At 66.2% G+C, this 23,706-nt stretch carries 22 protein-coding genes; 11 read left to right on the forward strand and 11 right to left on the reverse strand.

Features of this window, described 5'->3' with window-relative positions; genetic code table 11:
- Window positions 1-380: 380 nt before the first annotated feature.
- From ACQR1I_RS11940 to ACQR1I_RS11950, 3 genes are all read right to left on the reverse strand, one after another.
- Entirely contained in the window at window positions 381-1,001 is a 621-nt protein-coding gene (locus ACQR1I_RS11940; RefSeq protein WP_434864788.1) for a hypothetical protein, read from the reverse strand.
- 111 nt (window positions 1,002-1,112) lie between these two features.
- Complete coding sequence (gene gpt / locus ACQR1I_RS11945; RefSeq protein WP_434864789.1) at window positions 1,113-1,634, reverse strand: xanthine phosphoribosyltransferase; 522 nt, start codon at window positions 1,632-1,634, stop codon at window positions 1,113-1,115.
- A 38-nt stretch (window positions 1,635-1,672) separates the two neighbouring features.
- Window positions 1,673-2,410: a competence/damage-inducible protein A gene (locus ACQR1I_RS11950; RefSeq protein WP_434864790.1), complete on the reverse strand. Its 738-nt coding sequence runs from the start codon at window positions 2,408-2,410 to the stop codon at window positions 1,673-1,675.
- A gap of 228 nt (window positions 2,411-2,638) precedes the next feature.
- Here ACQR1I_RS11950 and ACQR1I_RS11955 point away from each other — a divergent pair, with 228 nt between their 5' ends.
- The 5 genes from ACQR1I_RS11955 (at window position 2,639) to ACQR1I_RS11975 (ending at window position 8,028) form a co-directional block, all read left to right on the forward strand.
- Window positions 2,639-4,057 (forward strand): circularly permuted type 2 ATP-grasp protein, encoded by a 1,419-nt coding sequence (locus tag ACQR1I_RS11955; RefSeq protein ID WP_434864791.1) that lies wholly within the window; start codon window positions 2,639-2,641, stop codon window positions 4,055-4,057.
- A gap of 227 nt (window positions 4,058-4,284) precedes the next feature.
- A complete protein-coding gene (locus ACQR1I_RS11960) occupies window positions 4,285-5,229 on the forward strand; it encodes an alpha-E domain-containing protein (RefSeq protein ID WP_434864792.1) in 945 nt (314 codons plus the stop codon).
- A gap of 149 nt (window positions 5,230-5,378) precedes the next feature.
- Window positions 5,379-6,227, forward strand: a complete 849-nt coding sequence (locus ACQR1I_RS11965) for a transglutaminase family protein (protein ID WP_434864793.1) — start codon at window positions 5,379-5,381, stop codon at window positions 6,225-6,227.
- Window positions 6,228-6,463: 236 nt separating this feature from the next.
- The gene (locus tag ACQR1I_RS11970) at window positions 6,464-7,222 is read left to right on the forward strand and encodes a peptidase (protein ID WP_434864794.1); all 759 of its coding nucleotides are present in this window, start codon (window positions 6,464-6,466) and stop codon (window positions 7,220-7,222) included.
- Window positions 7,223-7,272: 50 nt separating this feature from the next.
- Complete coding sequence (locus ACQR1I_RS11975) at window positions 7,273-8,028, forward strand: SDR family oxidoreductase (RefSeq protein WP_434864795.1); 756 nt, start codon at window positions 7,273-7,275, stop codon at window positions 8,026-8,028.
- A gap of 18 nt (window positions 8,029-8,046) precedes the next feature.
- On the opposite strand, the gene ACQR1I_RS11980 is transcribed toward ACQR1I_RS11975, so the two are convergent.
- Window positions 8,047-9,099 (reverse strand): glycosyltransferase family 2 protein, encoded by a 1,053-nt coding sequence (locus ACQR1I_RS11980; RefSeq protein WP_434864796.1) that lies wholly within the window; start codon window positions 9,097-9,099, stop codon window positions 8,047-8,049.
- A gap of 170 nt (window positions 9,100-9,269) precedes the next feature.
- On the opposite strand from ACQR1I_RS11980, the gene ACQR1I_RS11985 reads away from it, so the two are divergent.
- Entirely contained in the window at window positions 9,270-10,538 is a 1,269-nt protein-coding gene (locus tag ACQR1I_RS11985) for a glycosyltransferase family 87 protein (protein ID WP_434864797.1), read from the forward strand.
- Between the two features lie 13 nt (window positions 10,539-10,551).
- On the opposite strand, the gene ACQR1I_RS11990 is transcribed toward ACQR1I_RS11985, so the two are convergent.
- A complete protein-coding gene (locus ACQR1I_RS11990; protein WP_434864798.1) occupies window positions 10,552-11,778 on the reverse strand; it encodes an MFS transporter in 1,227 nt (408 codons plus the stop codon).
- A 120-nt stretch (window positions 11,779-11,898) separates the two neighbouring features.
- Between ACQR1I_RS11990 and ACQR1I_RS11995 the strand changes: the two genes are divergently transcribed.
- Window positions 11,899-13,149 carry a NupC/NupG family nucleoside CNT transporter gene (locus tag ACQR1I_RS11995; protein WP_434864799.1) on the forward strand — a complete coding sequence of 417 codons (1,251 nt, stop codon included), beginning with the start codon at window positions 11,899-11,901 and terminating at the stop codon, window positions 13,147-13,149.
- Here the strand turns inward: ACQR1I_RS11995 and ACQR1I_RS12000 are convergent.
- From ACQR1I_RS12000 to ACQR1I_RS12010, 3 genes are all read right to left on the reverse strand, one after another.
- Window positions 13,087-15,063, reverse strand: coding sequence for an acyltransferase family protein (locus ACQR1I_RS12000; RefSeq protein ID WP_434864800.1), 1,977 nt, complete (start codon window positions 15,061-15,063; stop codon window positions 13,087-13,089). The genes ACQR1I_RS11995 and ACQR1I_RS12000 overlap by 63 nt on opposite strands.
- 164 nt (window positions 15,064-15,227) lie before the next feature.
- Window positions 15,228-15,863 (reverse strand): cupin domain-containing protein, encoded by a 636-nt coding sequence (locus ACQR1I_RS12005; RefSeq protein ID WP_434864801.1) that lies wholly within the window; start codon window positions 15,861-15,863, stop codon window positions 15,228-15,230.
- A 210-nt stretch (window positions 15,864-16,073) separates the two neighbouring features.
- The gene (locus ACQR1I_RS12010; RefSeq protein WP_434864802.1) at window positions 16,074-16,358 is read right to left on the reverse strand and encodes an usg protein; all 285 of its coding nucleotides are present in this window, start codon (window positions 16,356-16,358) and stop codon (window positions 16,074-16,076) included.
- A gap of 378 nt (window positions 16,359-16,736) precedes the next feature.
- Here ACQR1I_RS12010 and groES point away from each other — a divergent pair, with 378 nt between their 5' ends.
- The 3 genes from groES to ACQR1I_RS12025 all read left to right on the forward strand — a co-directional run bounded on the left by groES (window position 16,737) and on the right by ACQR1I_RS12025 (window position 19,651).
- Window positions 16,737-17,051, forward strand: a complete 315-nt coding sequence (gene groES, locus ACQR1I_RS12015) for a co-chaperone GroES (RefSeq protein WP_434864803.1) — start codon at window positions 16,737-16,739, stop codon at window positions 17,049-17,051.
- An 88-nt stretch (window positions 17,052-17,139) separates the two neighbouring features.
- Window positions 17,140-18,780, forward strand: a complete 1,641-nt coding sequence (groL, locus tag ACQR1I_RS12020; protein ID WP_257166717.1) for a chaperonin GroEL — start codon at window positions 17,140-17,142, stop codon at window positions 18,778-18,780.
- 298 nt (window positions 18,781-19,078) lie between these two features.
- Window positions 19,079-19,651, forward strand: coding sequence for a hypothetical protein (locus ACQR1I_RS12025; RefSeq protein ID WP_434864804.1), 573 nt, complete (start codon window positions 19,079-19,081; stop codon window positions 19,649-19,651).
- A 26-nt stretch (window positions 19,652-19,677) separates the two neighbouring features.
- Here the strand turns inward: ACQR1I_RS12025 and ACQR1I_RS12030 are convergent, their stop codons facing one another.
- Together ACQR1I_RS12030 and ACQR1I_RS12035 are read right to left on the reverse strand one after the other, a co-directional pair.
- Window positions 19,678-20,472 carry a hypothetical protein gene (locus ACQR1I_RS12030; protein ID WP_434864805.1) on the reverse strand — a complete coding sequence of 265 codons (795 nt, stop codon included), beginning with the start codon at window positions 20,470-20,472 and terminating at the stop codon, window positions 19,678-19,680.
- A 380-nt stretch (window positions 20,473-20,852) separates the two neighbouring features.
- Window positions 20,853-21,698: a LysR family transcriptional regulator gene (locus tag ACQR1I_RS12035; protein ID WP_434865127.1), complete on the reverse strand. Its 846-nt coding sequence runs from the start codon at window positions 21,696-21,698 to the stop codon at window positions 20,853-20,855.
- 141 nt (window positions 21,699-21,839) lie between these two features.
- On the opposite strand from ACQR1I_RS12035, the gene ACQR1I_RS12040 reads away from it, so the two are divergent.
- Window positions 21,840-22,436, forward strand: a complete 597-nt coding sequence (locus ACQR1I_RS12040) for a cysteine hydrolase family protein (protein ID WP_434864806.1) — start codon at window positions 21,840-21,842, stop codon at window positions 22,434-22,436.
- On the opposite strand, the gene lepB is transcribed toward ACQR1I_RS12040, so the two are convergent.
- Window positions 22,433-23,647: a signal peptidase I gene (gene lepB / locus ACQR1I_RS12045; protein WP_434864807.1), complete on the reverse strand. Its 1,215-nt coding sequence runs from the start codon at window positions 23,645-23,647 to the stop codon at window positions 22,433-22,435. The two genes, ACQR1I_RS12040 and lepB, sit on opposite strands and share 4 nt — an antisense overlap.
- Window positions 23,648-23,706 lie beyond the last annotated feature (59 nt).

Genomic DNA, 23,706 nt, shown 5'->3' on the forward strand with positions numbered 1-23,706 from the left:
TTTCGGGGTTATGGATTCCGGGCTCGCGCTATCGCGCGCCCCGGAATGACAGCGGAGTGTGTGGCTTAGGGTGGGCAAAGGCGCCAAGCACCCTGGAGGTCTTGGCACATCGTCGCGCGCCGTGCCCACCATCAAGCGACGTACACCACGGCGAGACGGGAGCGGTATCTCTCCCCGCGTCATTCCGGGGCGTGCGCAGCACGAGCCCGGAATCCATAGCCACGATCGGTCGTGAGGCACGAGATCGACGTGGCGCTTATCTTAGTCCAAACTACCTTTCGGGGTTATGGATTCCGGGCTCGCGCTATCGCGCGCCCCGGAATGACAGCGGAGTGTGTGGCTTAGGGTGGCAAAAGAGAGCGTCCGCGCCTTTGCCTACCCTACGACGCGTTCACACTCGGGTGCAGCACGGGCTGATAGCCGGCCTGAAGAGCGCGCAGTGTCGAGGGCGGCGTCAGCAGCTGCGGTATGGTCAATTCCTCGCGCGGCTCCCCATAGCCGGCGAAGGACCACGGAAGCGCTCTGCCCTGCAGCATCAGAAAGCTTTCGTTGCCAGCCTGAACCATGGCGCCGTCGGGCAGCGTTCGAAACGGCGCGGTCAGCGGATGCAGCCGCTTGCGGCGATGATCGAGCCGCTCGCGGTGCAGCACCTTGTCGATCTCGGACGCCCTGACATCGCTCACACCATTGCCTCGCTCCCACGCGGCGCGAAACCGGTTGGCGTCGTCGCGGCGGCAGTAGAAGCAGGGACGATGGCCGGCGGCGAGCGCGGTGGCCTCGTCGAGGAAGAACAGCTCGGTCCAGCTCTGCCGCGCCATGACCTCGCGGCGCTTGCCGCGGAACGCGCACAGGCAGACCAGCCAGGCAGGGCTCGACCAGCGTTTGGTCAGCAGCGTCTTGGTTGCGGGATCATGGATGATGCCGCGATTGCCGGTGAACGTCCCGCGATGCGGCGTGACGACGATGTCGCCCATTGGGGTGACGCGGTTCTGCAGCGGCATGGCGGCACTCCATACCCCTCGTCATTGCGAGGAGCGAAGCGACGAAGCAATCCAGAGTCCCGATGACAGCCCTGGATTGCTTCGCTTCGCTCGCAATGACGGTCTAGTTGACTACGCCGCCCCGTCGCGCAGCGGCGGCGCGAAGGACAAAGCCGTGTCCCACGGGAAGAAGATCCAGGTGTCCTGCGACACCTCGGTGATGAAGGTGTCGACCAGCGGCCGGCCCTTCGGCTTGGCGTAGACGGTGGCGAAATGCGCATCGGGGAGCAGATCCCGGACCATGCGTCCGGTCTTGCCGGTGTCGACGAGGTCATCGACGATGAGCAGCCCCTTGCCGGTGCCGCCGCCGAGCTTGGCGGTGTCGGGCGAGATGCCCTTCAGGACCTGAAGCTCGCCCTGCTTGGTGTGGTCATAGCTTGCAATGCAGATCGTATCGATGATGCGTACGCCAAGCTCACGCGCCACGATCGCCGCCGGCACCAAGCCACCGCGGGTGATCGCCACCACGGCATGAAACGGCCCGATCTCGTTGAGCCGCCAGGTCAGCGCCCGGCAATCGCGATGAAACTGGTCCCAGGACACCGGGAAGGCCCGGCCCGCTCGCTCCTCAGCACTCAAGGTCTTGTCTGGCATTTCATCTCGTCCGTGCGTTCTCGAAACCTGAACCTGCTTTAGCGCGTCACATTCAGCCCGGCGAGCATCTCCTTGACCGCCGCCATCGCCGCCGACAGCTTGTCCTGGTCGCGCGAGCGCACCACGAGATGCGTGTTCGGCTTCTGGTCCTCGTCGATGAACGGATAGCTGCCGATGATGGTGTCCGGGTGCGCCTTGGCGATCTCGCGCAGCGGTCCGCCGATGTCACCCTCGCGGGAATTGGCACGCACGGTCTCCGACAGCATGCGGACGCCGGATTTCAGCTTCGGCGCTACGATGTCCATCATCGCCTGCATGATCGAGGGCACCCCGGCCATGACGATGACGTTGCCGAGCTTGAAGCCCGGCGCCAGGATGGTCGCGCTCTGGATCAATTCGGCGCCGTCGGGGATGCGCGCCATGCGCAGCCGGGCCTCGTTGAGCTCCTGCTCGCTCCAGCGCTCGCGGAAGCGCGCCACGACCTCGGGATGATGGTCGATGCCGACGCCGAACGCCTTGGCGATCGCATCCGCGGTGATGTCGTCATGGGTCGGCCCGATGCCGCCTGTCGTGAACACATAGGTGTAGCGGTGCCGCAGTGCATCCAGCGCCGCGATGATGTCCGGCTCGTCGTCCGAGACCACCCGGACCTCCTTGAGGTCGATGCCGAGATTGGTCAGGTATTCGGCGATGAAGCCGATGTTCTTGTCCTTGGTCCGGCCGGACAGGATCTCGTCGCCGATGACCAGCAACCCCGCGGTGACGATCTCGCTCATGGTATCTCCTCGCATCTCCCGTCTCTTTTGGCCCGCCGCGGCGCCAATGTCATCCGGAACGTCTGAACTTATGCCGTGGATTTGAGCATCATGCAGCCGGTTTTTCAGGCACGCTTTCCGCAACCCCTGCGAAATGCCGCCGAGGAATGCATATCGCGCTGGCCCGGGCCTTGCTACCATCCTCAGGAGTCATGCAATGTATGACGAGGCTGGGACACACGGGCATCTATGGCAGTCGCGTTCGACGAAATGAACCAGCCGGGCGGCGACGTCCGCCAGGCTTATCAAGAGCTGTCGCGGTGGCTGAAGGAAACGCCGCCGGAGGCGCTGGAGTATCGCCGTCACGAGGCGGAGCTCCTGTTCCGGCGAATCGGCATCACCTTCGCGGTGTATGGCGAGGCGGAGGCGCAGGAGCGGCTGATCCCGTTCGACGTCATCCCGCGCATCCTCTCGGGCAAGGAATGGACCTTGCTGGAGAAGGGGCTGAAGCAGCGCGTCAAGGCGCTGAACATGTTCCTGCGCGACATCTATCACGGCCGCGACATCCTGCGCGCCAACGTGGTGCCGGATGACCTGATCTTCCAGAACCCGGTGTTCCGCCCGGAGATGAACGGGCAGGACGTGCCGCACGACGTCTACGTCCACATCGCCGGCATCGACATCGTCCGCGTCGACGCCAACGACTTCATCGTGCTCGAGGACAATGCGCGCACGCCGTCGGGCGTGTCGTACATGCTGGAAAACCGCGAGATCATGATGCGGCTGTTTCCGGACCTGTTCGCGCGCCACCGCGTCGCGCCGGTGGAGCGCTATCCGGACGAGCTGCTGTCGTGCTTGCGCTCGGTAGCGCCGCTCAGCGCCTCGGCCGAGCCGACGGTCGCGCTGATGACGCCCGGCATCTACAATTCCGCCTATTACGAGCACTCGTTCCTGGCCGACAAGCTCGGCATCGAGCTGGTGGAGGGCCGCGACCTCATCGTCAAGAATGACGAGGTGTTCATGCGTACCACCGAGGGGTTGAAGCGGGTCGACGTGATCTATCGCCGCGTCGACGACGACTTCCTCGACCCCCTCACCTTCCGGCCGGATTCGGCGCTCGGCGTGCCCGGGCTGATGTCGGCCTATGTCGCGGGCAACATCACGCTCGCCAACGCTGTGGGCACCGGCATCGCCGACGACAAGGCGATCTACTCCTACATGCCCGACGTCGTGAAGTTCTATCTGGGCGAGGAGCCGATCCTGAAGAACGTGCAGACCTGGCGCTGCCGCGAACCAGCCGACCTGTCCTACGTGCTCGACCATCTCGGCGAGCTCGTCGTCAAGGAGGTGCACGGCTCCGGCGGCTACGGCATGCTGATCGGCCCGGCGGCGACGAAGGCGACCATCGAGGCGTTCCGCGACAAGCTGAAGCGCGAGCCGGAGGGCTTCATCGCCCAGCCGACGCTGGCGCTGTCGACCTGCCCGACCTGCGTGACCTCGGGGCTGGCGCCGCGCCATGTCGATCTCCGGCCGTTCGTGCTGACCGGGCGCGACCGCACCACCATCGTCCCCGGCGGCCTCACCCGCGTTGCGCTGAAGGAGGGCTCGCTGGTGGTGAATTCCAGCCAGGGCGGCGGCACCAAGGACACATGGGTGCTGGATGAGTAGAGGGTACGCACATATCTCGCGGCTCGGTCACCCCTCCCCGCTTGCGGGGGCGCGACGAGCTTCGCTCGTGCTGAGAGGTCGGATTGCATCGCCAGATGCAATCCGAGTGAGGGGGTACAGGTCAATCAACTCGCACCACCCGCGCGGCTGCCCCTCACCCCAGCCCTCTCCCCGTGAAGAACGGGGAGAGGGAGCGCACCGTCTCCTCCGCACATTGTAGATTGCCCATGCTGTCGCGCACCGCCGAAAACCTGTACTGGCTCGCCCGCTATGTGGAGCGCGCCGAGTATCTCGCCCGCACCATCGACGCGACGTTGCGCGTCACTGCCCTTCCCGCGGCCTATATCGGCAAGACCAACGAGTGGGAATCGGCGCTGCTGACTGCCGGCGTCAGTGCCAGCTTCTACGAGCACTATTCCGAGGCCAACGAGCAGAACGTCATCGAGTATCTCTCCTTCAACCCATCGAACCCGTCCTCGATCAAGAACTGCATCGAGGCCGCCCGCCTCAACGCGCGCTCAGTGCGGACGGCGCTGACCTCGGAGATGTGGGACACCCTCAACGGCTCCTGGATCGAGTTGCAGGAAGTCTGGAGCAAGGGCACCAAGACGCGCGAGGAGCTGGCGCGCTTCCTGCGCTTCGTGCAGGAGACCTCGCTGCGCTTCGACGGCTCGGCCTATCGGACCATGCTCCGCAACGACGCCTATTGGTTCTCGCGGCTCGGCCTGCATCTCGAACGCGCCGACAACACCGCGCGCATTCTCGACGTGAAATATCACCTGCTGCTGCCCGAGGAGGAGCATGTCGGCGGCCCGCTCGACTACTACCAGTGGACCTCGATCCTGCGCTCGGTGTCGGCGCTGACGGCCTATCACTGGGTGTATCGCGAGACGCTGAAACCCTGGCTGATCGCCGATCTCCTCATCCTCAACGACACGCTGCCGCGCTCGCTGGCCAGTTGCTACGGCAACCTCGTCCGCAATCTCGACCAGATCGGCGTCGCCTATGGCCGCCAGGGTCCGTCGCAGCGGCACGCGCGCGGCGTCCGCAACCGGCTCGAGCATTCCAACATGGACGACATCTTCCAGCACGGCGTCCACGAGTTCATCCAGGAGTTCATCGCCGACAATTCGCGGCTGGGAGAGATCATCACCAAGCAATATCTGATCTGACGACGGCGGCGCGCCGGACTGTGGCCGCAAGACCACGCCCGGAGCCCCGATTCGGTCGTCGATCCAGCCAAAGGCCCGGCCCGCCCTTTCGGCCGAAGGTGAAACGAGCTACCGCGGACAGCACATCTGACGAAGACTGGTCGACCGCCATGCGCCTGCGTATCTCCCATTCCACCACCTACCGCTACGAGCCGGCGGCGACCGGCGTCATCCAGATCATCCGCATGACGCCCGGCAGCCATGACGGCCAGTATGTGGCGGAATGGCAGATCGACGTCTCGACCGATTCGCGGCTCGACATGCACGAGGACGCGTTCGGCAACGTGACCCATGTGATCACCCATGGGCCGCTCGAGGATCTCACGATCACCGCCGAAGGCCTGGTCGAGACGCACGACACCGGCGGCGTGCTGAAGGGAGCGGACGAGCGGTTTCCACCGAGTTTCTTCCTGCGCCAGACCCCGCTCACGACCGCCAACGCGGCGATGGCCGGGATCGTGCGCGACCTGCGCGCGGAGTCGGAAACCGACGTGCTCGGCTTCCTGCACACGCTGATGACTCAGATCTACGAGCACATGACCTTCGACGAGAGTCCGACCCACAGCGGCACCTCGGCCGCGGAGGCGTTCGGTCTGCGGCGCGGCGTCTGCCAGGATTATGCCCACATCTTCATTGCCTGCGCACGCGCCGCCGGCATCGCGGCGCGCTTCGTGTCGGGGCACTTCCTGCGTTCCGATGGTGCAGTGCACCAGGAAGCGGGCCATGCCTGGGCTGAAGCCTTCATCCCCGACCTCGGCTGGGTCGGGTTCGACGCCGCCAACTGCATCTGCACGACGGACGCGCATGTGCGGGTAGCGCTCGGGCTCGATTATCTCGGCGCGGCGCCGGTGCGCGGCACGCGCTACGGCGGCGGAGCCGAGACCCTCACCGTCAAGGTCAAGGTCGAGCAGGTCGGCCGCGGCGGCCAGTCGCAATCGCAGTCGCAGCGCCAGTCCTGAATTCGGGCCCGCGCCCGTAACCCCACCCTCGATGTCATTCCCGGGCGCGCGCAAGCGCGAACCCGGAATCCATCACCCCGCAGAACGTGCCGAAAGATGGATTCCGGGCTCGTCGCTTCGCGCCGCCCCGGAATGACGACCTCTGTTGTAGCGACGGCGGGGGTCTTCGGCACAGCGGGGTTGGACGCGCCGCCGAATTTCGCTAGTAATTTTCGCTCTGGCTCGAGGGGACGACGATGACCTATTGCTGCGGAATTCTGGTGCGTGACGGACTCGTCATGATCGCCGACACCAGGACCAATGCCGGTCTCGACAACGTTTCCACGTTCCGCAAGCTGCACATCTTCTCCAATCCCGGCGAGCGCATCCTCGCCATCGCCAGCGCCGGCAATCTCGCCATCAGCCAGTCTGTGCTGTCGACCTTGACCGAGGGCATGGAAGATCCCGACACGGGCGAGGTCGAGACGCTGATGAACGCGCCGACCATGTTCCAGGCGGCGCAGCGCATCGGCAAGGCGATCCGCACGGTGCACGCCACCGAGGGCCCGGCGCTGAAGGCCGAGGACATCTCGTTCGACGTCTCGTTCCTGTTCGGCGGCCAGATCAAGGGCTCGCGGATGCGGCTGTTCATGGTCTACACCGCCGGCAACTTCATCGAATGCACGACGGACACGCCCTATTTGCAGATCGGCGAGCACAAATACGGCAAGCCGGTGCTCGATCGCGCGATGCACTACGACGTCGAGCTCTATGATGCCCTGAAGACGGGTCTGATCTCGATGGATTCGACGATGCGCTCGAACCTCGGCGTCGGCATGCCGATCGACGTGCTGGTGGTGCGCGCGGAGGCTTGCGAGGCCGACCTCAACCACCGCATCGAGGCCGGCGAGCCGTATTTCCACGACCTCCGCTCGCGCTGGTCGGCCGCCCTGCGTGCCGCGCACAACAACATTCCACGGCCGCCCTACAAGACGCAAAGCGAATCGAAGCACTGAAACGCAGAACTCGAAACTGCAAAAACACTTGAAACTGAAGGCGAGGAAACATGGCTGAAGCGGCAAAGAAGATCGCAGTGGTGACGGGCGCAGGCACGGGTGTCGGCCGCGCCGCATCGCTGGCGCTGATGGATGCAGGCTTCACGGTCGTGCTGGTCGGACGCCGCAAGGAGATGCTGGAGGAGACGGCCAAGCTCGGCCCGGCCGGCATGAGCCTCCCCGTCGCAGCCGACATGATGGACCCCGCCTCGATCGCGGCACTGTTCGACACCGTCAAGTCGACCTACGGCCGGCTCGACCTGCTGTTCAACAATGCCGGCATGGGCGCGCCGCCGGTGCCGTTCGAGGACCTCACGATGCAGCAATGGCAGTCGGTGGTGGCGACCAACCTCACCGCGCCGTTCCTGTGCACGCAGCACGCCTTCCGCATCATGAAGGACCAGAACCCGCGCGGCGGCCGCATCATCAACAACGGCTCGATCTCGGCACACGCGCCGCGGCCGTTCTCCTCGCCCTACACTTCCACCAAGCATGCGATCACCGGGCTCACCCGGGCATCGAATCTCGACGGCCGCGCCTACGATATCGCCGTCGGCCAGATCGACATCGGCAATGCCGAGACGCCGATGACCGAGCGCATGGTCGGCGGCGTGCTGCAGCCGGACGGCCGCATGATGCCGGAGCCGCGCATGGACGTGAAGGCGGTCGGCGACGCCGTCGCTTACATGGCCGGCCTGCCGCTGTCCGCCAACGTCCTGTTCATCACTGTCATGGCGACCAAGATGCCGTTCGTCGGCCGCGGCTGATCGATTGCGGCGCGCGGCTCAGGCCGTGCGCCGCCGCAACGGCTCGCGCTCCTCGCGCGGCACGATCGAGACGCCCTGCTCCGCCTGGCTCAGGCCGACAATGAACTTCCGACATTTGTGCAGCGAGGGATGCAGCGGCTCCCGCGGGCTCGCGCTCATGTCGTAGTTGAGGAACGACAGCAGCAGCTGGAAGCCCATCAGCAAGGTCAGCGCCGCGACCATGATGGTTCCGGTCGGCACCAGCTGGTCCGGCGGCGCCGCCAGCCAGTGATATCCGCCGAACACCAGACCGAAGCCGAGCAGCGCCACGCCGGCAAGCAGCTGCAGCGAAGCCAGCGACAGGTCGCGGAAGAAGTAGCGATAGAGCACGCGGCGGCTCAGATTGCGCAGATGCCCAGCGAGGAACGGTCCGAACTGCTCGGAGACACGCAGGTTCGAAATCTCGCCGCCGTAGCGGGCGCGCATCGGAAACTCGACCACCTTGGCGCGCAGCAGGCCGAGATGGAACAGCAGATCGGTCTCGAAGAAGTAGCGGTTGGCGATGCGGTCGACGTCGAGCAGCTCGGCGATCCGCGCATGCACGGCAAAGAAGCCGTTGGTCGGATCCATGATGGTCCAATAGCCGGTCGACAGCTTGGCCATGAACGACAAAGCGAGGTTGCCAAACAGGCGTACCGGCGGCATCGCGGCGGCGTTGTTGAGGAAGAAGAAGCGGTCGCCCTTGACGTAGTCGGCCTGTCCGCTCTCGATCGGCTGGACCAGCGCCGGCACCAGCGCCGGATCCATCTGGCCGTCGGCGTCGATCTTGACGATGATCTCGGCGCCGCGGCGGATCGCGAATTGTAGCCCGGTGAGAAAAGCACCGCCGACGCCGCGATTGGCATCGTGTCGCAGTACAACCACCCGTTGATCCGAGCAAAGATTCGCGACCAGGAGCGCGGTACCGTCGGGACAGCAATCGTCGACCACTACGATCAGGCCGACCTCCGGCCCGATCGCGGCGATGACCGGCAGGATGGTATCCGCCGCCCGAAACGCAGGAATGACCACGGCGATCATAGCCGCATCCATGACGAGCCCCCTGCTGCGCTGCCTTCTGCTGAACGGTCGAATAGCCGTCGCGCAACCTTAGGTAATATGGCCCGGCAGGATTAAACGGTATCTTAAGGCGGCCCCGATAATTTGCGGGGGTCATCATTTTCGCCCGCCACCGTTCGGGGATCGCCAACCGAGCCAGCTCCATGCCGCCTTCCGTGACACGCACCATACGGACGAGAGGGCCGGCACGACTGCTCGAGGTCGTGACGCCGGCGGCGGCTGATCCTGCCGACAGCGAAATGCTGCGCAGCCTGCTCATCCTGGGTGGCCTGCTGTTCGTGCTGACGCTGGCGACCTATGTCGCGACCGCGCATTGGACCTGGCCGTTTCCGCGGGACAAGACGACGCTGGTGATCGGCCGCGACTTTCTGAACCTCTGGATGTTCGGCCGCGCCGCGTTCGGCGACGATCCCACTCGCTTCTACGATCTCGTGGCCTACAACCACGAGTTGGCGGCCATGCTCGGCCCGAACTATCCGATCCAGAACTGGCCCAATCCGCCCAATGCGCTGGTGGTGATGGCGCCGTTCGGGTTGCTCGACTACTTCCCGGCGCTCGCCGCCTGGGCCGTTCTCAGCGCGCTCGCGCTTGACTTGGCCTGCCGCGATGCCTTCGCCGACCGGCGGGCACTGCTGCTCGTGGCCGTGTCTCCCGCCGCGCTGATGTGCCTGCTGTCAGGCCAGAGCTCGTTCCTGACGACGGCCGCGCTGTTCGGAAGCCTCGCGCTGATGGACCGCCGGCCGGCGCTCGCGGGACTGCTGATCGGGTTGCTCACCGCCAAGCCGCAGCTCGGCCTGTTGCTTCCGGTGATGCTGGTCGCCTCCGGCCGCTGGCGCGTCATCGCCTGGGCGACGCTGGCGACGACAGCGCTGTTCGGCGCCAGCGTCGCGATCGGGGGCGTGCAGGCTTGGCACGACTACGTCACCAAGGCCGCTCCGATGCTCAGCGAAGTGCTGCGTGATCCCACTGGCATCGCCGTGCCCTATCACGCCACGCTGTTCATGAGCTTCCGCGGCCTGCTCGGCGATCGCGCCGCCGACGCGATCCAGCTGATCGCGGCGGTGGCGGCGGTCATCGGCGTGTTCGTCGTGTACCGCCTGCGCAAGGATGCCGATCCGGCACGGCTGCGGGCCTTCCTGTTCGCCAGCACGATCTGCGTGTCGCCCTATATGGGCACGTATGACGTGCTGCCGCTGACCTGCGCCGCCATCGCGCTGCTCGCCGCTGGAGGCCTGGACGATGTCGGCCGCAGGCTGGTGCAACTGGTGTTCTGGCTGCCGGCGCTGCAGCTGCTGCTCGGCAACGTCCAGCTGCCCGGCGCCGGCCTGATTCCACCTGCGTTTGCACTCTATCTCGGTTGGCACCTGCTCGCGCCGGCGCGACGGACGGCGGCACTCGGGGCGGCGGGTTAGTCTAGCGCGCGCCCTACTCCAGCCGCTCGACCTTGCGCAGTTCCGGAAACAGCTTCATCCACAGCAGCGCGATCGCGATCGTTCCGACGCCGCCGAGCACGGCCGCCGGCATCGCGCCGAACAGCGCCGCGGTCAGGCCGCTCTCGAATTGGCCGAGCTGGTTGGAGGCGTTGATGAACAGGAAGTTCACGGCACCGACGCGGCCGCGCATCTCGTTGGGCGTCGCCAATTGCACCAGCGAGAAGCGGATCACCACGCTGATCGTATCGGCAGCGCCCAGGATGGCGAGCGCCGCAACCGAGACCCACATCACGTGCGAGACCGCAAACACCACGGTGGCCGCGCCGAACACGATCACCGCCTGGAACATGCGCAGTCCGACGCGGCGCGTGATCGTGGTGCGCGCCAGCACCGCGGTCATCGCCAGCGCACCGACCGCGGGCGCCGCGCGCAGCACGCCGAGCCCGAACGGCCCGGTGTCGAGAACGTCGCGCGCATAGATCGGCAGCAGCGCCGTGACGCCGCCGAGCAGCACCGCGAACAGATCGAGCGAGATGGTGCCGAGGATCGCCGGATGGGCGCGGATGAAGCGGACGCCGGCGAACAGATCGTCCTTGCTGCCATCGACGCGCTCCGCCGGCACGTCGTCGGGCACCTGCATCAGTCCGGTCAGCACCATGCCGCCGAGCCAGAACAGCATCATGATGCCATACGGCAGTCCGGGCGCGACCGCGTAGGCGAAGCCGCCGATCGCGGGACCCGCAATGGTGGCGAGCTGCGCCGCCCCGCTCGACAGCGCGCTCGCCCGCTGCAGCGTGCCCGACGGGGCGATCAGCGGCAGCAGCGCTGCAGTCGCCGGGCTCTCGAACGCGCCGGTGATGCCGAGCACGAAGGTCGCCCCGAACAGCTGGAATTCACCGAGCTGGCCTGCATACGCGCCCCAGCACAGATAGAGAGCGGTGAGCGCCTCCGTGAGCTGGCAGAGCTGCACCACACGTTTGCGCGGAAATCGATCGGCGGCGCTGCCGGCCACGAACACCAGCAGCGCCGTCGGCAGGAACTGGATCAGCCCGACCAGCCCCAGATCGAAGGCGCGCCCGGTGAGATCGTAGATCTGCCAGCCGATCGCCACGGCGGCAATCTGGCTCGCGAAGCGTGACAGGCTGCGTGACGACAAGAACAGCAGGAACGCGCTTTGCTTGAGCAGATCGCGCGCGCCGATCGGGGCGGTGGTCGACATGATGGCGCCCTGGTGACGCAGGGCCAGATGCTTGTCAATCGCAGCGCTGCGCATGGCCGCACGGCATTGCGCGGGGCTGGACCCTGCGCTCATAATCGCGCCGGGGTTCGGGGGGACGTGATGCTTCAGCTGCAATCGGCATTCGGGATCGTGGCACTGCTGGCGATCGCATGGGCGCTCGGCGAAAACCGGCGCGCGGTCTCACTGAAACAGGCCGCGCTGGGGCTGGTGGTGACGCTGCTGACGGCGGTGGTGCTGCTCAAGGTGCCGACGGTGGCGCGCGCCTTCGGCGCCTTCAACGATGCGGTCGGCGCGATCTCACAGGCCTCGCGCTCCGGCACGTCGTTCGTGTTCGGCTATGTCGGCGGTGGCGCCCTGCCGTTCGACCTCAAGGCGCCCGGCGCCGATTTCGTGCTCGCCTTTCAGGCGCTGCCGATCGTGCTGGTCATGAGCGTGCTGACAACGCTGTTGTTCTATTGGCGCGTGCTGCCGCCGCTGGTGCGCGGCATGGCCTGGCTGCTCGAGCGCACGCTCGGCGTCGGCGGCGCGGTGGGCCTTTCGACCGCGGCGAACGTCTTCCTCGGCATGGTTGAGGCGCCGCTGTTTATCCGTCCCTATCTGGCGCAGATGACGCGCAGCGAGCTCTTCCTCGTCATGACCGGCGGCATGGCCGGCATCGCTGGCACCGTGCTGGTGCTGTACGCGACGCTCCTTGCTCCGCTGATTCCGGATGCCGCCGCCCATTTCGTGATCGCCTCGGTGCTCGGCGCACCGGCGGCGATCCTGGTCAGCCTGATCATGGTGCCGGAGACCGGCAAGCAGCTCACCGGCGGCGCGCTCGGCGATCCCGAGATGCAGGCCTCCTCGACGATGGACGCCATCGTCAAGGGCACCAGCGCCGGGCTCGAGCTCTTGATGAACATCGTCGCGCTGCTGCTGGTACTGGTCGCGCTGGTGCATCTCGCCAACGCGATCCTGTCGCTGCTTCCCGCGGTCGGTGGCGCCGCCATTTCGCTGCAGCGGCTGCTCGGCCTGGTCATGGCGCCGGTGTGCTGGCTGATGGGACTGCCGTGGTCGGAAGCCGTCACCGCCGGCAGCCTGATGGGGACCAAGACGGTGCTCAACGAGCTGATCGCCTATGTCGAGCTCGCAAAGCTCGATACCGCCGCGCTCGATCCGCGTGCCCGGCTGATCATGCTCTATGCGATGTGCGGCTTCGCCAACTTCGCCAGCCTCGGCATCATGATCGGCGGCCTCGGCACGATGGCGCCGACGCGACGCGACGAGATCAACGCGCTCGGCCTCAAATCAATCGTCTCCGGCACCCTCACCACGTGCCTGATGGGCGCGATCGTCGGGATGCTGAATTGAGCCGGGCTGCGTCGCGCCGGGAAGAATTTGCGGCACGACCTTCCTCATGACCGTCTCCGAGCCCTGCGCCGTGAGATGGGCATGATCGAAGGATAGCGGGACATTGGCGGTGGTGAGCGGACATCGGCCGCCTTCACACACCGACGCCAGCACCGAGACATAGGCAAAGCCCGCGCTCGTCGGAAGAGCGGCCTGCATCGCCGCATCCAGCGCGAAGATGTCCGACCGGACGAATGCGACGGGATCGGGCGTCACGCCGCGCAAGGTCGCCCGCGCCAGCATCGACGGCAGCCGCGCCCGGAACTGCACGGCGGGGCCGAGCAGCACCACCGGGATTCCGGCGGCCTGCAGCCGCTGCAACGTCGACCTGAGATCGCGCACCATGCCGGGAAAGCGCGGCGGGCGCGCGTTCTCGAGCCAGTCCGCGGACAGCAAGATCAGATCGGGCCGCGTCGTGGCGAGATAATCGCGCATCTGGTCGGCCAGCGCGCGGCAAGCCGATACGCCTTGCGTCTCCGCGCTGAAGGTCGGCATGCAGGTCGGCTGGCTGGCCTGCAGAATGTTGACGCTCTCCGGATCGAGCTGCGCCCTGAGGCCATGGTAGTACTGCGCCGCGAAGCTGTCGCCCCAGAGCAGGACATTTGTCTTGCCGGTCACCGTCCGCAGGCACTCCGACGCGACCCGCCCGTCCGGCGTGGCGAAGCAGGTGCCGACGCGGTAGGGCTGCGCCCTGTCATAGTCGTTGTAGGCATCGAACCGCTGCGCCTCGCGGTCGACGTCCGACAGGGCTCCGGCGCGCAGCAGGCCGGTGCCGCTGCCGGCGAGCAGCACGAGGCTCGCCGCCGCCGCGAGGCCGAAGGCAGCTCGCGGGGTGGCCACGAGCCGGCGCGTGCGGAACGGCTGCTCGACAAAGCGCCAGGAGAGCGTGGCGACCGCGACCGTCAGCATGAACAGGCCCAGCCGTTCCCAGCCATCGAGCGCGAGACCCGGCTTGGCAAAGCGCGCGAACGCGAACACCGGCCAGTGCCAGAGATACAACGAATAGGAGATGCGGCCGAAGAACCCGGCCACGCCGAGCGGTGACAACGGGCTGCGCCGGACGTTGGCGACGCCCACCCCGCTCCACAGGAACAGAGCAGCGCCCAGGCACGGCGCCAGTGCGTCGACGCCCGGGAAACCCGGTCCCGGCCGCAGCGACAGGATCGGCACGACCATCAGCACCAGCGAGAGCACGCGCGCCGAACGCTGAGCCAAGCCGGGCCGTGGCTCCGGAAGGCCCGAAACCGCAACCAGGCTGCCGAGCAGGAACTCCCAGGCACGCGGCGGGCTAAGGAAGAAGGCGCTCGCGGACGCGCCGTTTCGCATCAGCATCAGACCGAGCGCAAACGAGCCGGCGGCGAGCAGTGCCAGGATCAACGGCAGCCAGCGGCCGCGCACGCCCCGCAGCACCAGCCAAACCACGATGGGCAGGACCAGATAGAACTGCTCTTCGACCGCCAGCGACCAGGTGTGCAGCAGCGGCTTGTCCACCGCCGCGTGATCGAAATAGCCCGACTGCAGCCAGAAGAAGATGTTCGAGGTGAAGCTGACCACCGCCGCCGCGGAGCGGAAGAACTCGGCGCGCTCCGAGTTCAGCAGGTCCCACGACGCCGGAATCGCCGCGACAGCAACCATGACGTAGAGCGCGGGCAACAGCCGCCGCACCCGCCGCTCGTAGAAGCGGACGAACGAGAACTCGCCCTTGGCGATCTCGGCCGTGATGATGCCGGTGATCAGATAGCCCGAGATGACGAAGAAGATGTCGACGCCGACGAAGCCGCCGAAGATCGCCGGCGCCTCGAAATGAAAAGCGACGACCGCGAGCACCGCGAGGGCGCGCAACCAGTCGATGTCGTCGCGATGGATGGGCAACACTTGGCGTTCCTCCCGAACGAGGAGGATTGACGCTCGCCATTAGCCAGCGGGACGCAGATGCCGATCTGCAGCTGGCCTGACTGAGCCACGCACCGCTACAACGACCCTGGCGCGGACGATTCCCCAATCCTTGTTCAAAGGTTAGAGGAACCGCAGTTTTATGTCTAATTGTTGTTGGCCACAATTTCGACCGTTTTGAAATCGGCCGGCAGGATCACCTCGAGCAGCTCGACGTCGTCGGAATAGTCGAGGATCATGTGCCGGATCTTCGGCGGCTGCGTCCAGCAGCTGCCCTCCTTCATCAGCGTCTCGCCAGTGCCTTCCAGATAGCTCTTCACCCAACCCTTGAGCACGTAGACCATCTGGAAATCGACCGCATGGGTGTGCAGCTTCGACACCTCCTGCGGGTTGCACGGCGGCAGCATGCGGATGACGTGCGCGCGTGCCAGCCCGTGAGTCGCGGCGGCAATGCCGAGGTCGCGGTAGTGTGCATAGGCGCGCAGGCCGTCGGCCTTGAAGTCCTCCTCGCGGTGATGGCTGATCGCGATCTTCTGCCTTGGCCGCCGTGGCGCCGGCGCCGGCCGCCCCTTGGTGGCGAGCGCCTTGCGTGCGGACGGTGCAGCCGCCCGACCGGGCTTCGAGGCTGTCTTGGCAGCTGTCTTGGCAGCTGTGTTGGCAGATGCCTTAGCAACTGTCTTGGCGACGGTCTTCGCCGCGGGCTTGGTCTTTGCCGTCTTACGCGGCGCGGCCTTGGCGGCGGCGCGAGATGCTGACGTGGTGCTGCGGCTCTTCCTGGCCATGGCGCTCTCCCTGCGAGTCCTCGACCTGAGGCTATCACAGTTGGAAGAAACTCCGCAGACGCTCCGCACGAGGTCGTCATTCCGGGGCGTGCGCAGCACGAGCCCGGAATCCATTGCTCCGCGCGCTCTGCCGCCCGATGGATTCCGGGCTCGCGCTCCGCGCGCCCCGGAATGACACCGGCAAATGAGGCGGCTACGGTGGCCTTCAGCTCAATGCAGCCGGAACACGCCGTCGACGGCGCGCAGCTCGGCAGGCTTGATGAGCTTCGAATGCGCCACCGTGACCGAGTACAGCGGCCCCTCAAGCTTCTCCTGCCAGAACGCCAGGAAGTCCTGCAGCGCCGGGAATTTCGGGAACAGGTCGTAGTTCTGCCAGACGTATGTCTGCAGCAGCGAGCGATGGTCCGGCATCCGATACAGGATCTGCGCGGTCGTCAGCCCGTAACCCAGCACCTGTTTCCGAAAGTCCTCGGAAACCTCAACCTTCGACACCATGCCAACCTCCGTTTCTGGAGCGCATGTCCGTGTGGCCAACCCGGGATGGAGCCACCCGGCAAAGATGCGCTCACGCTCTCGAAATGTGACGCATGTCCTCAACCCATCTCAAGCTTAAATGTTTAACGGCCGGTTGAAATATGCTGCATTAGCAGCCACTTAGCCTAGGTGCTAATACGGATCCGAGCCCGGGCCGGCTTCCGTTAACGCTGTCGGAACGCTTTGGCAGAGGCTGGAGTGGACTGCTAATTTTTCTGCTACAAGCCCTTGCCCGGCCGAAAACTCTCGCCTAAATCCAGCCCGCGTGCTGGCACTCGCTGGCACCGACTGCCAAATCTCCAGAAACTGACAATCGCTTCAATTGCTTAGGAGGACTGTATGGCTTTCCGTCCGCTTCACGACCGCGTCGTGGTCAAGCGCATCGACGCCGAAGAGAAGACCGCTGGCGGCATCATCATTCCCGACTCGGCCAAGGAAAAGCCCTCGCAGGGCGAAGTGATCGCGGTGGGCCCCGGCGCCCGCGACGAGAGCGGCAAGCTGGTTCCGCTCGACGTCAAGGCCGGTGATCGCGTGCTGTTCGGCAAGTGGTCGGGCACCGAGGTCAAGATCGACGGCCAGGAGCTGCTGATCATGAAGGAAAGCGACATCATGGGCGTCCTGACCGACGTCGGCGCCAAGAAGAAGGCCGCCTGATCCAAGCTCGCACAACGCTCACCCTGAGGAGCGCCTGCGGGCGCCTTTCCAAGGGTGAGACCGACATTTCAACTCAGGGAAACCCAATATGTCAGCAAAAGACGTAAAGTTCGGCGTCGAAGCCCGCGACCGCATGCTGCGCGGCGTGGACATTCTCGCCAATGCCGTGAAGGTCACGCTCGGTCCGAAGGGCCGCAACGTCGTCCTCGACAAGTCGTTCGGCGCTCCGCGCATCACCAAGGACGGCGTCACCGTCGCCAAGGAGATCGAGCTCGACGACAAGTTCGAGAACATGGGCGCGCAGATGGTGCGCGAAGTCGCCTCGAAGTCCGCTGACGCGGCCGGCGACGGCACCACCACCGCGACCGTGCTGGCCCAGGCCATCGTGCGCGAAGGCGCCAAGGCGGTTGCCGCCGGCATGAACCCGATGGATCTGAAGCGCGGCATCGACCTCGCGGTCGAGGCGGTCGTCGCCGATCTCGTCAAGAACTCCAAGAAGGTCACGTCGAACGACGAGATCGCCCAGGTCGGCACCATCTCCGCCAACGGCGACTCCGAGATCGGCAAGTTCCTCGCCGACGCCATGAAGAAGGTCGGCAACGAGGGTGTCATCACCGTCGAGGAAGCCAAGTCGCTCGAGACCGAGCTCGACGTCGTCGAGGGCATGCAGTTCGATCGCGGCTACATCTCGCCCTACTTCGTCACCAACGCCGACAAGATGCGCGTTGAGATGGACGACGCCTACATCCTCATCAACGAGAAGAAGCTGTCGTCGCTGAACGAGCTGCTGCCGCTGCTCGAGGCCGTGGTGCAGACCGGCAAGCCGCTGGTGATCGTTGCCGAGGACGTCGAGGGTGAGGCCCTGGCTACGCTCGTCGTCAACCGTCTGCGTGGCGGCCTGAAGGTCGCTGCTGTCAAGGCGCCGGGCTTCGGCGACCGCCGCAAGGCCATGCTGCAGGACATCGCGATCCTGACCGGCGGCCAGGCGATCTCGGAAGATCTCGGCATCAAGCTCGAGAACGTCAACCTCTCCATGCTCGGCCGCGCCAAGAAGGTGATGATCGACAAGGAGAACACCACGATCGTCAACGGCGCCGGCAAGAAGGCCGACATCGAGGCGCGCGTGGCCCAGATCAAGGCGCAGATCGAGGAGACCACCTCGGACTACGACCGTGAGAAGCTGCAGGAGCGTCTGGCCAAGCTCGCCGGCGGCGTCGCGGTGATCCGCGTCGGCGGCGCGACCGAGGTCGAGGTCAAGGAGCGCAAGGATCGCGTGGATGACGCGATGCATGCGACCCGCGCGGCTGTCGAGGAAGGCATCCTGCCGGGCGGCGGCGTCGCCCTGCTCCGTGCTTCCGAGCAGCTCAAGGGCGTCCGCGCCAAGAACGAAGACCAGAAGACCGGCATCGAGATCGTCCGCAAGGCGCTCTCCGCCCCGGCCCGCCAGATCGCGATCAACGCGGGCGAGGACGGTTCGGTCATCGTCGGCAAGATCCTCGAGAAGGAGCAGTATGCGTACGGCTTCGACTCGCAGTCGGGCGACTACGTGAACATGGTGTCCAAGGGCATCATCGACCCGACGAAGGTCGTGCGCGCCGCGATCCAGAACGCAGCGTCGGTGGCCGGCCTGCTGATCACCACCGAGGCGATGGTCGCCGAGCTGCCGAAGAAGAACGCCGGCGGCCCCGCGATGCCTCCGGGCGGCGGCATGGGCGGCATGGACTTCTAAGTCCGGCTTCCAACACAAATACGAAGGGGCGCAGCGCGAGCTGCGCCCTTTTTGTTTGGGCGTGTAGGGTGGGCAAAGGCGCGCCTCGCCGGGGCATGGTGGAAGTCCCGACACGACGCAACCGCTGGATGATCGGCATTGGACGCGTTCGGTCCGCGTTCGTTGACGCCGATCACGCCGCAAGGTCGGCGCCCTCTTGCATCTTGGATTTGGGTCATATCATTATCCGTCCGCCGCTACGTCCGACCGGCGCAGCCGCGGACGAATTGGCAACGACTTCATTCGAGACGACGACATCATGACCGATCAACCGCCGATGGGCTTTGCCGGCCTGGCCGCTCAGGTCTCAGCGATTCCCGATCGCGTCGACCCGCCGGCCAAGCCGGCGGAGCAGCCCAAACTGTATCTCGGTCTGGTCGTCGGGGTCGGCCTGCTGATCACGAAGCTCTTCCTATCCTACGGACTTCCCAAGAATCCGACCTACACGCCCACCTCTGTCATCACTTATGCGCCGGGCCCGACGATCCAGAGCTCGCCGCCAACGTCCTCGCCCAGCGTGCAGTCCACCACGTTTCAGTCGACGGCGATCTCCGAGGTCAAGCCCGAGGCAGGATTGAAACGCTCGCTGACGCAATCAGAAATCCTGTATTGCCTGGCAGAAAGCGCGCGCCTCAACGTCATGGACCCGCTGGTCGACGAGCAGTCTCCGGCCCAGCTGAACGGATTCAACGGTCTCGTTGCGGACTACAATGTGCGCTGCCTGGACTACAACTACCGGCAGGCCGACCTCGATGCCGCGCAACGCCGCATCGAGTTGCTCCGTCCCGTCCTGAGGACACAAGCCAAGGACCAGCTCGCGGCGTGGCGCTGACGCGCTCGTCCGCGGTCGGCGTGGCGTCAGCCGGCCTGCCGTGGCGCCGGCGCCAGATCCTGCTCAAGACGCGCCGAGAGATCGGCGAGCAGGCCGAACTCACGACGCAGGATCGCATAGATCCGTCGCATCGCGTCGATCATGCGCTGGTCGTTGCACAGCCAGATCGCGAGGCTGCGCATCCGCAGCGCGAGTTCACTGCTAGTCGCATGATCGACCCCATTGGCCCGCTGCAGCAATTGCATTGGCCGCATCACCCGCGTCCAGTTTGACGCGACCCTGTCGAGCGCATCGATCGTCGTCGTCATCCGGCTGTCGCGTTGCGCGGCTTCGGCCCGGATCCGCGCGATCAGCCGGTCGGCGTTGGCCATCTCGCCGGCCATGAACGGCTGCGCCTCGCGCTCATAGATGGCCGCAAGATCACTCACCAGCCGCGGCGCCGCGCAGGTGCCGTACCGGGTGCTCCGAGAGATGATCGCGTACACCGTGTCGATCAGTTCGCCGGTCGGCAGCCCGTCCACCAGGTCGCGCATCACGCGCGCAAAATAGCGCCGCTGGCCCTCGAGCGCGCCGCTGAGCGCCTCCGGATTCGTCACGGACGGAAGGCCGCACGCGGCCCGATCGGCGTTGATGTCCTCGCGCAGCCGCTCCAGGTCGATCCGTTCACAGGTGGCGGCAAGGTGAAGGATCCTGCCGGTGATCGCCTCGCGATCCATCGACCGCGGCCGGCGCTCGATCTCGGCCGCCACGAGATTGGCAAGTGCGAGCGGCGGCAGTTCGTCCTTCGAACCGGGTTCGTCAACGCGATCGAGCCAGCTCAAGGCAGCTGGCGCCTGCGCCTGTTGCGGCACGCCGGGCAGCCAGCCGAGCTCCGCGACCAGCCGGACGCGTGGATTGAGCAGCTCCGCACAGGCGCGCCGCCGTGCCGCAGCATCCCCCGTGGTGTCCGGCGCCTCGGCCAATTGAAACAGGCGAGAAGCGGGGTCGCGCGGCGTCGCGCCGAGAACATGGAAGGAGTTGCGATGCAGAGCCGTGGTCATGCGAGATCCAGGACGAAAGCGGGCGGGAGACTCTCCCGCCAGCCGCACGTTGCGTTGCCCGGCTTTGAGCTGTCAAGCAGACGAGGACGCGGCGCGAGCGTCTCATGCGGATCACAAATTGTCTTTGTGCAGCGGATGACGCCATCGGCAGCGCCTTTGCCCTATCTATCCTGCGCGCCCTGATAGTCCGCAAAGCAATCCCGCAGCCAGTTGATGACCACCCGCGCGGCGGGATCGCGCTTCAGATGCGTCTGCACCAGCAGCCAGATGTCACGGCGGCGCGGCAGCTGCGTGATCCGCAGCGTGCGGTCGGACAGGAGATCGCGGCAGGCGTGCTCGGGAAGCACCGCCGCGGCCTGACCGCTGCGCAGCAGCTCCGACATCACCCGCACGTTGTCGGTGATGCAGCGCGCGGCATCGATGAGCTTGCGTTGCTTGAGGACCTGCTGCTCGGGAATGTCATCGAGCGCGTCCGGATAGGCGCAGACGAAGTCCGGCGCCGCGTTCGCCGGCTCGATCAGATGGAGCCTGACGCTGCCGAGCCGCGTGATGGTGAAGTCGCCCTTGTCGGGCTTGCGCAACCGAATGGCAAAGTCGGCCTGCCAGCGCGAGAAGCTGACATTATAGCTGGCGGTGAGCACGTGCAGCCGCAGGCCGGGATGTGCGCCCAGCAGCAAGGCCATCTGGGGTGCAAGGATGCCTTCAGCAACGGCGGGCGTCGCAGCGATGCGAAACCGGCCGCCGACGCCGCTCTGGACGGCGCCGACCCGCGCGAGTTCGGCAGCGTGACGGGCCATCGCCTCGACATGCGCCAGCACCGTTTCGCAGGCCGCCGTCGGCCGGCGCATGCCGTCGACCGCCTCGAACAGCCGGACCCCAAGCGCGGCCTCGATGCGTGACAGCCGCCGGCCGACCGTGGTCTCGTCGATGCGCAGCCGTGCGCCGGCGCTGGCGTAGCTGCCAGCATCGCGCACGGCGGCAACGATGCGCAGGTCGTCCCAGTTCAAATCACCAGGGTTCATTGTTCGGCCGTAGCACGGCGACCCATAGCCTGCAATCCTGCAGCCAATGGCTGCAACTTACCTGCAATCTTGCAGGCCGAATCCCGGCTATCCTGCGCCGGTCAACTCATAACGCAGGACCAAGCCATGACCCTCCCTCCGACGCTGCTGCAGCTGGCCGGCACCGATCTCAGCCTGCCCGCCCTCGCGGACTCCAGCCTCGTCCTGATCGACATCCAGAACGAATATCGCGACGGCCCGCTGGCGCTGCCCGGCGCCGAGGCCGCGATCGCGCAGGCGGCCCGCCTGCTCGCCCGCGCCAGGGCCGCCGGCAGCGTGATCATCCACGTTGCCCATCGCGGCAAGGCCGGCAGCCTGTTCGACCGCGAGGCGCCGCGCGGCGCGATCGTTGCAGCGGTGGCGCCGCTCGCGGGTGAGGCCGTCATCGAAAAGACGCTGCCGAATTCCTTCGCCGGCACCGATCTGCAGGCCCGCCTCACCGAAGCCGGCCGCAAGAACGTCGTGCTCGCCGGCCTGATGACGCACATGTGCGTGTCGTCGACGGCGCGGGCCGCGCTCGATCTCGGCTGGCGCGTCACCATCGACGCGCAGAGCTGCGCGACGCGCGACCTGCCGGACGGCAAGGGCGGCACGCTGCCGGCGGCGCTGGTCCACGAGGTCGCGCTTGCCGAACTGTCCGATCGCTTCGCCATCATCGCCCGCGATGGCGCCGCGCTGGTCTAGCGCACCACGGTCCCGATCCGCTCGAAGCGGACATGTCCGGGCGCGCCGGCTTCGCGCGAGAAGAAGATCATGCCGACGCGGCCGATGAGGTTTTCGAACGGAATGTAGCCGACGGCCGTCAGCATGCGGCTGTCGGTCGAATTGTCGCGATTGTCGCCGATCGTGAACACATGGCCCGGCGGCACCCTGTACGGGTTGGTGGTGTCGTAGTAGCCTCCGTCGACGCAATCGAGCGTGTCGTAGCTGACACCATTGGGCAGGGTCTCGCGCCAACGCTTGACCCGGCCAACGCTCTCAGTGCCACAGGCATCTGCATCGACGAGGTCATCGATCCGCTCGCGCGCGACCGGCGCATCGTTGATGAAGAGCTGACCGTCCTTCATCTGCACGCGGTCGCCCGGCAGTCCCACGATCCGCTTGACGTAGTCGGTCTGGCCGTCCGGCAGACGGAACACGACGACGTCGCCGCGCGCTGGGTCGCGCGCCAGCAGGCGCCCGGAGAAGATCGGCGGCGAGAACGGAATCGAGAAGCGGGTATAACCATAGGCGTATTTGGTGGCGAACACGTAGTCGCCAACCAGGAGCGTAGGAACGTCCGAGCCGGACGGGATGCTGAACGGCTGGAAAAGAAAGCTCCTGATCAGCGACGCCGCGAGCACGGGAATCAACCACGTCGCGACGGCATAGGCGAGCAGCGTCTTGCCGACGCCGAAACGCGCGGCGCGCGCCAGCATCAACAACGCGACGATGATCGCCCATAGCGTGCAGACGCCGCTGATCAGCTGCAACACGGCACTGCTGACCGACGGCACCAGCCAGGCCACCAGCAGGCTCAGCAGCAAACCCAGAATGCTCGGCAGCATCGCGAAGGCCAAAACCGCACGCATCGTCGCGGCCGAGACCTCGCCGCCGAGCCCGCGCCCCACCCTGCTCAGGAGGTAAGCCGAGACGTAGAGGGTGACGAGACCGAACAGGCTGCCGCCGACCAGCAGCGCTCCGAGCAGAAGACGCCCGTCGATCAGGCCGCCCCCGGTGCCGACCACGCCGGACAGCAGATTGACGGCGCCAGCCATGCCACCGAACACGGCGAGCAACAGGACCAGCCATGCGCCCGGCCTCGCGGCAACGATGTCATCGGCCGCCCGGCGCGGCGCCCACCAGATTGACAGCAGAGGCGAGCGCGGCGCGGGCGCTACGATGGGCTCGGACATGGGGTCTCCTCGTTCACGGCGACCTGCTAACAGGATTGGCAAGAGAGCGCCAGGATCGG

It is taken from the genome of Bradyrhizobium sp. HKCCYLS2038 (assembly GCF_051167655.1).
GTDB lineage: Bacteria > Pseudomonadota > Alphaproteobacteria > Rhizobiales > Xanthobacteraceae > Bradyrhizobium.